We start from the raw sequence: 13,996 nt of genomic DNA, 5'->3' as shown, positions 1-13,996 counted from the left end.
GAAAATAAACTTTAACCTAAACAGTAGGATTAGTTTAATTATTTTTCAAATAATCGATTAAGTTGGCAAATATAATCTCCTAACTTAATGTACCTCGTAAATCCTGCTCTCTCTCAATCGCTTCAAAAAGCGCTTTAAAGTTTCCTTTTCCAAAAGATTGAGCCCCTTTTCGCTGAATGATTTCGAAAAACATTGTTGGGCGGTCCAAAACCGGCTTGGTAAAGATCTGCAACAAATAGCCTTCATCGTCCCGATCTACCAAAACACCAAGTTCTTTTAACGGCTCCAATTCCTCATCAATTTCTCCCACCCTATCCAAAAGAGTATCATAGTACGTCTCGGGAACATAAAGGAATTCTACTCCGCGATCGCGCAGGGCGGTAACGGTTTCTATAATATTATCGGTAGCGAGCGCAATATGTTGCACTCCTGCCCCATTATAAAAATCTATATATTCCTCAATCTGGGATTTTTTCTTTCCTTCTGCGGGTTCGTTGATAGGGAATTTTATCCTTCCATTCCCATTGCTCATTACTTTACTCATAAGAGCAGTATAGTCTGTAGAGATATCCTTATCATCAAAAGAAACCATTTGAGCGAAGCCCATAACTTTTGCATAGAATTCCACCCATTTGTTCATTTCGTTCCAGCCTACATTGCCAACCATATGGTCTATATATTTTAGACCGGTATCTTTTGTGTGGGTCCTTGCTGCATAGGCCTTATATCCAGGCAGAAAAGGACCTGTGTAGTCTTTTCGTTCTACAAAAAGATGGATGGTTTCTCCGTAAGTATGAATTCCTGAAATCACAGCTTTTCCATGCTCATCTTCCAGCTCATAAGGTTCTACATAAGATTTGGCGCCTCTTTTTGTGGTTTCTTCATAGCTTTTGCGGGCATCATCTACCCAAAGCGCAACCATTTTAACCCCATCCCCGTGTTTATTGATGTGGGCATTAAGGTCTCCATCGGGTGTCAATGGGGAAGTTAGAACAATTCTAATCTTTCCTTGTTGTAATACATAAGAAACCTGGTCTTTTCTCCCTGTTTCTAATCCTGAATAGGCCACTGGCTCAAAACCCCAGGCGTGCTGGTAATAATAGGCAGCCTGCTTGGCGTTGCCAACATACAGCTCCACGAAATCGGTGCCCAGAATTGGAAGAAAATCTTCTGCATCGGGAATTACCTTTTCCAATTTTAATGATGTGTTATCGGTACTCATATTAATATTTTTATATGTTCTTGATTTAATTTTACTCTAACCACGACTTATAATAGCTTTCATCGGCTATTTTCATCGCCTCTTCCGTAAGTTTTAAAGGTTTAAAAGTATCAACCATTACGGCCAGTTCTTCGGTTTCAACCTGGCCAATGCTTCTTTCTACAGCTCCCGGATGCGGACCGTGTGGTATTCCCGCAGGATGTAAGGAGATATGCCCCGCTTCAATATCATTTCGGCTCATAAAATCTCCATCCACATAATAGAGTACCTCATCGCTATCTATATTACTATGAGAATAGGGGGCTGGAATACTTTCAGGATGGTAATCGTATTTTCTCGGACAAAAACTACACACCACAAACGCATCGGTCTCAAAGGTTTGATGAACCGGTGGCGGCTGGTGAATTCTCCCTGTAATGGGTTCAAAATCATGAATACTGAAGGCATAAGGATAGTTGTACCCATCATAACCTACCACATCAAAAGGATGTGTAGCATACACCATATCAAATATCTCTCCTTGCTTTTTCACTTTGATGAGAAAATCTCCTTTCTCGTCATTGGTTTCAAGTTCATAGGGCTGCCTGAGGTCTCTTTCACAAAATGGCGAATGCTCCAGCAGTTGCCCGAACCAGTTCCTGTATCTTTTCGGGGTATAAATAGGCCGTCTTGATTCTACAATAAACAAGCGGTTATCCTCATCGTCAAAGTCGATCTTATAAATGGTTCCCCGTGGAATTAATAAATAATCGCCGTATTTAAAATCCAGGTTTCCAAGATGGGTTCTTAATTTTCCGGTTCCTTTATGAATAAATAATAATTCATCTGAATCGGCATTTTTATAAAAATAGTCCTCTGTGGATCCCTGCGGAGAGGCAAGCGTAATATCCACATCGCTATTGGTAAGCACCACTTTCCTGCTTTCCAGATAATCGGGATGTGGCACTACCTGAAATCCTTTAAAACGATAAGATTTAATATTATTCTCTGAAGCGATCTTTGGCTTTACGCTATAACTTCCTTTAATTTCCTTAACCTGTGTAGGCCGGTGTTCGTGGTAACTATTAGACGACATACCATCGAAACCTACGGTTCCAAAAAGTTGTTCGTAGTAAAGGCTGCCATCGGGCTTTTTAAAGACCGTATGGCGTTTGTGGGGAATTTTACCGAGTTTATGATAAAAAGGCATAATTTTATTTTTTTAGGCCTCCCAATTTTATAAAGAAAATTGAGAATTTACTATTTTTTAGGCTTTAATTTTCCTTAAAAACAAATATCGGGAATTTTATGCTAAACATTCTTAAAACATCACTAAAACCCGGGAGCAAAATGTAATGAACATTAGTCTCTTTCGATTAACTAAATATGAAAAACATTAAACTTAGCATACTAGACCAATCGATTGTTAGAACCGGAGCCAACTCGCAGGAAGCTTTACAGGAAACTATAGAAACCGCAAAACTCGCTGATAATTTGGGGTATCACAGGTTTTGGCTCTCAGAACATCATAATTCAAAGTTTATCGCCGGGTCTGCTCCCGAAGTACTTTTAAGCAGACTTGGCGCTGAAACCAAACGAATTAGACTGGGGTCCGGCGGAATTATGCTCCCCAATCACAGTGCTTTTAAAGTTGCCGAGAATTTCAGGACCCTGGAAGCCCTCTATCCCAATAGAATAGATCTGGGGATGGGGCGTGCCCCGGGAGGAGATCGTGTAAGCGCCTATCTTTTAAATCCTTCAAACACTTTTAAAGAAGAAGATTATTTAACCCAACTGGAGCATCTTCAACATTTTTTTGGCGATACCGCTGGAACTGAAAAAGGTAGAGTCTATGCTATCCCGCAGGTAAAGACAATTCCCGAACAATGGATTCTGAGTTCTAGCGGAGGCAGTGTAAAAATAGCTGCTGAAATGGGAATGGGCCTTTCTGTTGCCAAATTCATAAACGGACTGGTATCTCCTGAAGTCGTTAAAAATTACCGTCAGAATTTTAAACCTTCAGATTCCCTTCAATCCCCAAAAGCATTTGTCTCGGTGTTTTTAATGTGTGGTGAAACCGAAGAAATCGCGGCCAATATGCGAAAGTATATCGAATATATCCTGCTTCAGTTTGAAAGGGGAAATTTTCAGAATTATCCTGAGTTTTCAGAAATAGCAAAATATGAATTCAGTGCAGGAGAAAAGGAATTGCTTCAGCGAAATGCGGGACGAATTGTTTCGGGCACCAAGGAATCGGTGAAAGAACAGCTGGAACAACTTGCAAGCGATTTTGATGTTGATGAAGTGATGATTTCTACAATGAGTTATTCAAAAGAATTACGCCTGAGATCTTTTGAACTTGTAGCGGAAGCTTTTGATTTAGAACCAGAATCCTAAACTAAAAAACCAGGTGCTGGACTGTAATTCTGGAGACCAGGTGTATTTTACCTCCAGTGGCCCTATGAAGGACTCAAGACCATAGCCAACGGCATAACCCGAAAAATTCGGGCTTGAAAACCATTCGCCGGTAGAGTACAGCCTGTTTCCTACGTTGGCATAATTTGCGCTGCCAACCAAATGGTGCCTCCTTATAAATTCATAATCAAGTTCCAGAAGACCTTTGATATAACTGTCTCCTGAAATATTTATAAAATCATATCCCAGAAAAGGCTCAAAATTATTGACCAGGTTATTGCCATAACCCCCAAGAAAGAAATCCAGGGTATTGGTGTTATCGTTACCAATTTTCAAGCCGGCCGAAGTTTCAAGCCTAAGCGATAATTTATCTAAAGGCGTTAATGCGTAACCCATTACACCTTTGGCGATGGAAAACTCGGAAAAATTCTCGTTATAATCTGAAGAATACAGATAAAGATGAAAATCGCTGTTAAGATAAAAACCAGTGGACGGGAAGTATTTATTATCGTAAGAATCATACCTTAAATTTCCAAAACCACTTAGGAAATGGCTGTTTTCAAAAATATTATCTGGAATCTCGGAAGAACTGCGGTCCAGGGTTTCAGATTTTATTTTCAAATATTTATGTTCCGCGCCAATTCCGAAGGAAAAAACCTGTTTAAAAGTGGTTTCGAAATAGATCTGATTGGTGAAATCAATATGATCGATATTTAGCTTATTCAGCGCCTGGTCTTCCAAACCTGCATTTTGCCGGGCAAAATCAAAAGAAATATCTTCACTGAATTTGTTATACCGGGAGTGTATGCCCAAACTCCAATAATATCCCTTATCGAGGTAATAGTCGAAATTGTATCTGAAGTTATCGCCTACAATCACATCAAGAGAGGTGACATCGTTGGTAAAAAGCAAACTCTTATGGGTAAAGTTCAGTAAAGCAGCACTGCGATATAATTCGTCATAATGCACTCCAAGCCTCAGAAAAGTCTTATTGTGGCTTTCTTCAATTTGCATTGCGAGGGTATAAAATTTATCATCTTCATTGGGAAGTAGACGATAATTAATCCGGTTGAAATTTCCAGTAGCCGAAAGATTGTTAATCCCATTATTGAGGTCTTCGAAAGTGAATTTGGTGAAATAATTAAGACGGAGTTTTCCCATTATATATTCCCTGGGATAATTGTTATTACCCTCCAGGGTGAGGGTGCTAATTTGCAGGGTATCGATACGCGGGATTAAAAATTCGGAATCACGAGGCTTCTGTCGTTTAGAAACCTCTCTTAAATCTTCTATCCTTTCCCGGGTAGCCACAACCCCCGTGTCTATAATTTCTTTCCCTTTATCGAAAGAAAGCACAGAAAATTTAGAAATATCAGGTTTGATATAAATATCGGTTTTCGGGATTTTCTCCTTCATATCATTTATCGTCCTGAAGTTGCTAATTTGGGTGAGAATATCAAAAACACCTTTTAGCTCAGAGCGATCCATCAAGCTGTCCTGCACATCAACCCCAATCACGAATTCGGCGCCTCGTCTTCGCAATTCTTCCACCGGATAATTATTTGCCACGCCTCCATCGGTAAGTAAGCGGTCCCCAATTTTTACCGGGCTAAAAATAGAAGGAATAGCACCACTGGCAGAGACAGCCTGAGCGAGCGAACCTTCATCGAGTATCACTTCCTCCCCGGTTTCCACATCGGCCGCGATACAGAAGAACGGAATAGGCAAATCCTCAAAACTGTCAAGGTTTCCATTATGCATAGTAAGACCAGACATTAAATTATAAATATTTTGGCCGCGGGAGAGGCCAGTAGGCAATCCTATCTTAAAGCGATCAAAAGGTAAAGTCAATGCATATTTTTCTGAATCTTCTTTTTCATAGAAAGTTTTAGCATTTCGCGGTAGGTCGTCCTGAATGAGGATATTAAAATTAGTTTCGTGAAAAATTGAATCCAGCTCATCGGCGGAATACCCTGAAGCATAGAGGCCGCCAATAATCGCGCCCATACTGCTCCCTCCAATATAATCTATTCGAACCCCGGCTTCTTCAAGTACCTTTAATGCTCCAATATGGGCAAGCCCCTTGGCGCCTCCTCCACTGAGTACAAGGCCCACCTTAAGGTCTTCTTCCTGTGCGTTCCCCAGGATTGACCAGAGCACCATAAATATAAAAAGGACTTTTTTCATTTTAAGTTGAATGGTAATGCTGATAAATAATTGTGGCTTTGGCCTTGCCTATCACCTCACTTAAATCCTTTTGCGAGGCTTCTTTAATTCTTTTAACCGATCTGAAATGCTTTAATAACTCTACTACGGTCTTTTCTCCTATGCCAGAAATTTCTTCAAGCTCAGTATTAAGAGCGGCTTTACTTCTTTTATTCCTGTGGAAGGTGATCCCAAAACGGTGCGCCTCATTTCGTAATTGCTGAATGATCTTAAGCGTTTCAGATTTTTTATCCAGGTAAAGCGGAATTGAATCCCCGGGATAGAATAATTCTTCCAGGCGTTTCGCAATACCAATTATGGCAATCTTCCCCCGTAAACCAAGGCTATCCAGCGCTTTCACTCCTGAGGATAATTGTCCTTTTCCTCCATCTACAATTATTAATTGCGGCAAAGGCTCCCCTTCATTCAGCAAACGACGGTAACGCCTAAACACCACCTCCTCCATGGAGGCAAAATCATCGGGGCCTTCCACTGTTTTGATATTAAATTTACGATAATCTTTTTTACTGGGCTTTCCGTTTTTAAAGACTACACAGGCCGCCACAGGATTACTTCCCTGGATATTGGAATTATCAAAACATTCGATATGCCTTGGCTCTTCATTTAACCTCAAATCTTCTTTCATTTGAGCCATCACGCGGTTCACGTGTCTATCTGGGTCTACAATCTTCATCTGTTTAAACCGCTCCTGCCTGTAATATTTCGCGTTTCGCTGAGAAAGCTCCACAATTTTCTTTTTATCTCCCAGTTTAGGAACAGTGACCTTTACATTCTCTCCGGCTTCAACCTTAAAAGGCACATAAATCTCCCTGGAATTAGAATTAAAACGCTGTCTTATCTCGGTAATTGCCAATTCCAGCAATTCGGAGTCACTTTCGTCGAGCTTTTTCTTCATCTCAATGGTATGACTTCTAATAATCGCGCCGTGAGAGAGCTGAAGAAAATTCACATATCCGTAACCTTCATCGCTTACAATAGAGAAGACATCCACATCACTTATCTTTGGGTTAACCACCGTAGATTTAGCCTGATAATTCTCCAGGACATCAATTTTATTTTTTATTCGTTGCGCATCTTCAAATTCCATTCTTTCGGCATGCTCCTTCATCTGTTCTCTGAACTTATGCAACGAATCCTTGAAATTACCCTTTACGATCTGGCGTATCGCCTCGATGTTTTTATTATATTCTGTTTCTGGCTGCAAGCCCTCACAGGGGCCCTTGCAATTTCCTAAGTGATATTCCAGGCAAAGTTTATATTTCCCGGCTCTTATTTTATCCTCGGCAAGATCATAATTACAGGTACGCAACTTATAAAGCCCTTTTATGAGTTCCAAAAGGGTGTTTACTGTTTTAAAACTCGTGAACGGACCATAATATTCGCTCCCGTCTTTTATTAGTTTCCGGGTGGGAAAAACACGGGGAAAACGTTCATTTTTAATACAGATCCACGGGTAGGTTTTATCGTCTTTCAGCATTACATTAAAGCGCGGCTGATGTTTTTTGATGAGATTATTTTCCAGCAGAAGTGCATCGGTTTCTGATGCAACAACGATATGTCTTATCTCATTAATCTTCTTCACCATCACCCCAATCCTATGGCTATCGTGACGTTTGGTAAAATACGAAGTGACCCGTTTCTTTAAATTTTTGGCCTTCCCCACATACAGGATTTTCCCGTTTTTATCAAAATACTGATAAACGCCTGGACTATTAGGTAGGGTTTTAAGTTGAAGATCTAAAGCAGGTGTTTCCATTATCCCAAAGGTATAGCTTTTTAATTTTTACAGCTGCTTTTTGGAGTGCTTCGATGAGCTTTAAAAAGGATTTTCTCATCGTCAGGAAAGATTTTCTTCATTTAATTAAAAAGAAAACAAACAAGCCTTGAAAGCTACGCATGTTTTCAATAATAAAAACGCCTGTCTTAAAAACAGGCGCTTCTGAATAACTAAGGATTACTTAATCCCGATTTAAACTTTCTATCTAATGTTTCTATAGTTCCTTTAACTTAATATTTCTCCAGAAAACTTTTATGCCACCTCCATCGTGAATTTGAAGAGCAATTTTTCCGTTGGCATCACCAATTTTTTCGTCTGAAAAATCGATCATTTCCTCCCCATTGAGCCAGGTTTGAACTTTATCTCCCTCAACCCTTATCTTCATCTTATTCCAATCTCCATAATTGAGAACATCTTCCTTACTATCTTCGGGTTTAACAAGCCAACCTCTGCCATAAGATTCATAGACCCCACCTGTATGTAAATCAGGGGGAGCTACTTCAACCTGCCAGCCCGAAATCTTTGTACCTTCTATATCTGAACGAAAGAAAACTCCGCTGTTACCATCTGCCTCCTGAAGGAATTCCAGTTCCAGTTCGAAATTTTTATAGTTTTTATCGGTTGCCAGGTATCCGTATTCGGCATCCGGGCCGCTTTCGGCAACCAGTAAACCGTCTTCCACATACCATTGTTCGGTACCGTACACTTGCCATCCCTCAAGGTCTTTTCCATTAAAAAGCTGAGATTCCGATTTGCAGCCTACTAAAGCTACAAACAAAAGAGCCAATAAAATTCCTTTATTTTTCATCTTTTATAGTTCTTTGATTTTTATATTTCTAAACCAGGTAAAACTGCCATGATCCTGCAGGCCTATTAGTCCGGATTTTGCTTTTCCGTAATCCGGGAAATCTTTCCACTTCCCTTCTTCCTTTCTTTTTTGCCAATCTTCAGACCAGGGTTCAAATTCCAGTGTTTTCTCGCCATTCAACCAGTAGGTCACTTTCTCATTGGTGAATCTAATTCTGCTGGAATTCCACTCACCTATCTCTTTCAGGTCTTCTTCATTATATTCAGGGTCATACATTCCATAATCTCCTCCAATAGATTGCCATGACTCCAGTTCCTGCGGAAAACCAAGTTGGTCTATGATCTGGTATTCGGGAGCGGCAAAGTAAGGGGCGTCATATTTTTCATCTTCTATCACATGGTAAAAAACACCGCTATTTCCTTCTGGAGAAATCTTCCATTCAAGATAAAGTTCAAACTCATCAAATTCTTTCTCTTCGTAAACAATATCCCCACCAATATCTCCACCTTTTCCGAGAGATTTTAAAGTTTCGTCTTCAATTATCCATCCATCAGGCAAGCCTTCTCCATCTTCCCCATTGTATGCCCGCCAGCCATCAGCATTCTTGCCGTCAAAGAGATATTGCCAATCTTCATCCTGACTTGAAATTTCATTTTTTTCTTCTGCTTTCACTTCCGATTCGCTTTCGGAATTTTCAGAAGAATTTTTACAGGCCATCATTGCCGTGACCGTAAAAACGCTTAGAATAATTCTTTTCATAATTTATTATTTATAGTTTTAATTGCACGCGGTATTAGTGACAAAGGCTATATGCTTACTGTCGCTCGACCAGCTAGGGACATTAATGCTGCCCTGTCCACCATATATGTAGGCTATAACTTTAGGTTCTCCCCCATCTGCCGGCATAAGCCTTAACAGGCAACGTTGATAAAACGGGTGGTCTCCTGAATCAATTTCGGGAGGAAAAGAGATGAACGCGATCCACTTGCCATCGGGTGAGACATGTGGGAACCAATCATTATGCTTCGGATCAAAGGTTAATTGCTCTTGCTCACTCCCATCGGGTTTCATCCTCCAGAGATGCATCTTGCCGTTACGGTTAGAGTTAAAATAAATATATTTCCCGTCTGGGGAATATTCTGAGCCATCGTCCAGATAATCGGTATCTGTTAACTGGGTTTCTTCCTTAGTTTCAATATCAATGCTGTAAATATCCATTTTCCCCTTTCGCTCCCCCGTGAAAATAAGGCGTTTATTATCTGGAGAAATCCCGTGCAAATAAGACGCTCCTACGCCATCTCTTGTAATTTTCTTCGGAAGCGTATCTCCTGCAGGATCCATAATATAAAGGGATGATGCCCCGGCATCTTCCTGGTTATGATGACTTATTCCTAAAATACTTTCATCAAAAGAAAAAACATGATCGTTGTTATTACTGGTTGCAAATCCGGTTTCAATTTGCTCCACTTTTTCTGATTTTAAATCATACCGGTATAAGTACCCATTTGAATTATAGACCAGATCTTTATCCTTGTTCACCCAGTTAGGAGCCTGAATGGAATGAGCGGAGTTATACAAAATTTTCCGTTTCCCTGTTTCTACATTCAGAATTTCCAGGTTGCTGCCAAGATATTCCTGATACTGCTCAAAATCTGGTCCCGCAGGCTTTATAATCCTTACGTTATTTACCACAAGCTTTCCGCCAGCGCCGTTTTCTCCAGGATCAAAGAAAAGTCCTGCAAAGGCTTCGTTCCTCAAATTTTCATTTTCAATTTTCACGGTTGAAAAAGGCTCCCCAAATTTTGCTGAAGAAAAGTAGTAAACATTCCCCCTTCTCTCCAGTTGGACCACATTCACCTTTGCCCGGGGAGCGTCAACAGATTTTAAACTATCCATTGTCCTGGAATCAAGGGAAGCTTCTCCTAAACTATTCACCTTAGCGATCACCTCTTCAGATTGAGAACTAAGATTATTACGAATTATCCATCCGGCAGTTGATCCCGAACCCTCAGCATCTTCAAAGCTTAAATGAGCTCTAAGAATAAAATCGCCTTGAATAGATTTATACAGGTAGTGGTATGGGTTAGATCCATCTGATGCTTGATTTTCAGAAAATGAAAACGAATATTCCTGCAACTCCTGGTTGTACTCCATTTCTCCAGGAAAGTCAGAATCTCCTATAATGACCTCGTTTTCAAAAATCCCCAAATCCCCTACCGTAGAATCAGGATATGGAGAAATAGGGTTTTCCAAGGGAATAGCAGAAATTAAAAGGAATAATAAAAAGCTCCCGAAAAATAGATTTTTCATCTGCAGAATTTTATAGGATTAAATTACTTTCATCTTCACCGGGTCCCACCCCATGAATTTGTTTTGCCTGTAGCTTTCATTACAAAGCAAGGCCGGAGCCGCAGCCCTGAATCCAAATACCGGATCCTCTACTACCTGCCCATTGGTCCTTATGGCCTGAAAGAAATTAGCAAAATGATCGTAATGAGCTCCTTTATATCCTTTTTCAACCTGATAAAAGGTTTCTGAAGGTGGGAGTATCTTTTTGCGGTCAGTGCGTGTTTGACTCTGTTCCCTGCCTTTTTCTTCCATGAAAGGGTCATTTGAAGCGGCAACGTCGTTTTGTTTTAGCATTACATCATCCCAGGTGACGTCCATGGAGCCCTTATTCCCAACAATTTTAAGGAATGTACTGCCGCTGGTACCATCAACAAAATTACAGCGTAGAGAAAGGTTAAAACCGGGATGTTGCTCAGAGTCGGGATAATCGAACATGCCCAATAATACATCTGGAACTTCCCGCCCATCTTTCCAATAACGCAGGCCTCCCGTGGCCGAGATCTTATTTGGTCCTAATGAATTGGTTATGAAATGAAGGCTGGAAAAAAGATGTACAAATAAATCTCCAGACATACCAGTGCCATAATCAAGGTAATTCCTCCACCGGAAAAATCGTTTTGCATCAAAGGGACGTTTTTCGGTATTGGCGATAAATTTCTGCCAATCTACTGTTTGAGGAGAAGCATCTGGCGGAATTGGATATTGCCAGGCTCCAAATGGTGAATTCCGGGCCCAGAATCCTTCGGCATAATTGATATCTCCAATTGCACCCTGGGCAAGTAATTCTTTAGCTTTTTCATTCCCCAAAGAAGACAAGCCCTGGCTCCCAACCATAAAAATCTTTCCAGATTTTTTCCAGGCATTAATCAATTCATGCCCCTCCGCCACAGAATGGACCATGGGTTTTTCGCAGTACACATGTTTGCCTGCTTTTAGGGCATCAATGCTTATTTGTTTATGCCAGTGATCTGGAGTGGCGATTATTACGGCATCAATATCTTCTCTTTTTAGAATATCCTCATAATCTTTAGTGAGAAATATATCTTCACCCCATCGGGTTTTTGAATCTTCCAGTCTACCGTCATACAAATCACAAACGGCGAGCATTTTAATATTATCGTGTTCCAATGCTGTTTTCGCATCGGCAACGCCCATTCCACCGGCACCGATTAAAGCTAATCCCAGAGGTTTAGAACCGAATAGATTTCCCGCAGTTCTTTCCAGGAACTTTATTTGTTTTGTTTCAGAGGCAAAAGCAGAGGGCATAATGGCTGCGGTAGCTCCTGCCAGGCCAAGGCTCTTTATAAAAGACCGTCTTTGTTTTTTCATGCTTATTGAGTTTTACGGGGTATTGACTAAACCCTGGTTTAGTTAGACAAAATTGAAAATTAAAGAGAGTGCTTAAAAAAACACTCTCTTGAAAATAATCAATGGCTACAAATTTTAATATCCGGGATTTTGTTGCAGAACCGGTCCGTCTGCAGTAGTACTTAAATCTATTTGTCTCTGCGGAATTGGGAAATATCCTTCATTAGCGGTAAAATTCCCTCCTCTAACATCGGTCGTTATTTGGCTTTCATACTCAATGAAATCATTAATGACTTCTGTTGCAACTCCCCATCTTACAAGATCAAAAAACCTATGTCCTTCCATGGCTAATTCTATACGTCTTTCATACATAATAACATCCATAGCCTGTTCTTCAGAGGTAAAGTACCCGTCGGGATATCTTTCAATATTATAATTTGCTGCATTCGCGCTGGAAAAACCGTCCATTGGATTTTCAGGATCAATATAATCCTTTAACCAGTGTTCAGGATTATCGGCTATTCTTCCTCTTACCTGGTTCACATAATCAAGTGCGGTATCAAAGTTTCCGGTTTGAGCTTCAGCTTCAGCAGCCATCAATAAAACATCGGCAAATCGAATAATATTGATATTAATCGCATTACCCGGTGCCCATGAACTCTGATCGGAATACTGATCAGCGTGATACTGCCAGTAGATGTGTTTTTTAGGAGCGTATGGCCCTCCCGAGGACTGCTCACGAATCCAGTTATAGCCCGGATGGTACCCCCAATCATGATAAGGGACATCACGTCTTCCTACCGTCCAGTCAAGACGAGGATCCAGAGATTGAGTGTCTGGGGTAAAAGGCTCGTCAGAAAGAATACCCATATCATTTTTAACAGGATTACTGTTATAATTGTCAAGGTATGGAAGCCCCGTAGCCTCATCTGTACGGAAGGCATTTACAAGATCTTGTGTAGGCTGATAAAAACCACAACATCTAAAGGGGCTGTTATAAGGGTAATTTAACATTAATGCCGTATTGGCATTACCAATAGTATTGGTCCCGTCATTAGCCACCATTTGAATTGCAAATACAGTTTCTTTGCTATTTTCGGTTTCTGCATTAAAATTGGCGTGGTAATTTTCTACCAAACCATAGCTCAAGCCATTAGAAGTCACTCCAGAGTTTATTACTTCAGTGAACACAGTTTTAGCTTCGGGAAATTTTTCCTGGTAGAGATAAGTTTTACCAAGATAGGCCCCGGCAGCCCATTTGTTCACTCTTCCAACTTCACTTTGAGTCGCGGGAAGGTTATCATATGCAAATTGAAAATCTGCTTCTATCTTAGGCCAAATATCTACATCATTTGGCACATTGGTATTTTCTGTAGTTTCATCTATCCAGGGTACCATATTGTACATTTTCTTAAGCTCAAAGTAATAATGACCTCTTAAAAATCTAGCCTGGCCAGCGATATTTGCACGATCTGCTTCTGAAATCTCTTCAATTTCACTTAATAATTTCAGAACTGCGTTTGTTCTTGTAACCCCTTCATATAAGGCTTTCCATTTGGTATTAAAAAACCCATTACTTGGATCTACATTATATGTTGAGATAGAATTGATCGCGGCCTGATCCCCACCATCACTTCCTTTATGGGCATCACCACCGGTGATGTCACCATAGATCCAGTTGGAGGGGGTGGCTTCCCAAGGGTTACCTCCACCAAGAGCAGCATAATCTGTAGTTCCTCCCAGGGCACCATACGCGCCTATAAGCAAGGCGTTCACACCTTTCTCGTCTGCCAGCACCTCATCACTCAAAGCCCCATAGGCAGGTTTATCGAGAAAATTTTCAGCACAAGAGCTACTTAGCATTATTAATCCTAATGCCAGTATTTTAAAAATATTGATTCTGTCTTTCATT

10 protein-coding genes are annotated in these 13,996 nt (G+C 40.5%); 1 reads left to right on the top strand and 9 read right to left on the bottom strand.

Annotation, left to right across the window (positions count from 1 at the left end; translation table 11 throughout):
• Nucleotides 1-79: 79 nt before the first annotated feature.
• Together hppD and BUW93_RS06330 are read right to left on the bottom strand one after the other, a co-directional pair.
• Nucleotides 80-1,222, bottom strand: coding sequence for a 4-hydroxyphenylpyruvate dioxygenase (hppD, locus tag BUW93_RS06335; RefSeq protein ID WP_081210312.1), 1,143 nt, complete (start codon nt 1,220-1,222; stop codon nt 80-82).
• A 31-nt stretch (nt 1,223-1,253) separates the two neighbouring features.
• Nucleotides 1,254-2,411 carry a homogentisate 1,2-dioxygenase gene (locus BUW93_RS06330; protein ID WP_081210310.1) on the bottom strand — a complete coding sequence of 386 codons (1,158 nt, stop codon included), beginning with the start codon at nt 2,409-2,411 and terminating at the stop codon, nt 1,254-1,256.
• Nucleotides 2,412-2,587: 176 nt separating this feature from the next.
• Between BUW93_RS06330 and BUW93_RS06325 the strand changes: the two genes are divergently transcribed.
• On the top strand, nt 2,588-3,598 hold the full coding sequence (locus BUW93_RS06325; protein ID WP_081210308.1) for an LLM class flavin-dependent oxidoreductase: 1,011 nt from the start codon (nt 2,588-2,590) through the stop codon (nt 3,596-3,598).
• Here the strand turns inward: BUW93_RS06325 and BUW93_RS06320 are convergent.
• The 7 genes from BUW93_RS06320 to BUW93_RS06290 form a co-directional block, all read right to left on the bottom strand.
• A complete protein-coding gene (locus BUW93_RS06320) occupies nt 3,581-5,803 on the bottom strand; it encodes a patatin-like phospholipase family protein (protein ID WP_081210306.1) in 2,223 nt (740 codons plus the stop codon). The genes BUW93_RS06325 and BUW93_RS06320 overlap by 18 nt on opposite strands.
• 1 nt (nt 5,804) lies before the next feature.
• Entirely contained in the window at nt 5,805-7,598 is a 1,794-nt protein-coding gene (uvrC, locus tag BUW93_RS06315) for an excinuclease ABC subunit UvrC (protein ID WP_081210304.1), read from the bottom strand.
• Between the two features lie 235 nt (nt 7,599-7,833).
• Nucleotides 7,834-8,427, bottom strand: coding sequence for a 3-keto-disaccharide hydrolase (locus tag BUW93_RS06310; protein ID WP_081210302.1), 594 nt, complete (start codon nt 8,425-8,427; stop codon nt 7,834-7,836).
• 3 nt (nt 8,428-8,430) lie between these two features.
• The gene (locus BUW93_RS06305; RefSeq protein WP_081210300.1) at nt 8,431-9,186 is read right to left on the bottom strand and encodes a 3-keto-disaccharide hydrolase; all 756 of its coding nucleotides are present in this window, start codon (nt 9,184-9,186) and stop codon (nt 8,431-8,433) included.
• An 18-nt stretch (nt 9,187-9,204) separates the two neighbouring features.
• Nucleotides 9,205-10,737, bottom strand: a complete 1,533-nt coding sequence (locus BUW93_RS06300; RefSeq protein ID WP_081210298.1) for a TolB-like translocation protein — start codon at nt 10,735-10,737, stop codon at nt 9,205-9,207.
• Nucleotides 10,738-10,755: 18 nt separating this feature from the next.
• Nucleotides 10,756-12,105, bottom strand: coding sequence for a Gfo/Idh/MocA family protein (locus BUW93_RS06295; RefSeq protein WP_081210296.1), 1,350 nt, complete (start codon nt 12,103-12,105; stop codon nt 10,756-10,758).
• Nucleotides 12,106-12,219: 114 nt separating this feature from the next.
• A complete protein-coding gene (locus BUW93_RS06290) occupies nt 12,220-13,995 on the bottom strand; it encodes a RagB/SusD family nutrient uptake outer membrane protein (RefSeq protein WP_081210294.1) in 1,776 nt (591 codons plus the stop codon).
• Nucleotide 13,996: the final 1 nt, after the last annotated feature.

This window comes from Salegentibacter sediminis, from assembly GCF_002078605.1.
Taxonomy (GTDB): Bacteria; Bacteroidota; Bacteroidia; order Flavobacteriales; family Flavobacteriaceae; genus Salegentibacter; species Salegentibacter sediminis.
The sequence above is the reverse complement of the archived record's forward strand: the minus strand, read 5'-3'. Positions and strand labels throughout refer to the sequence as shown.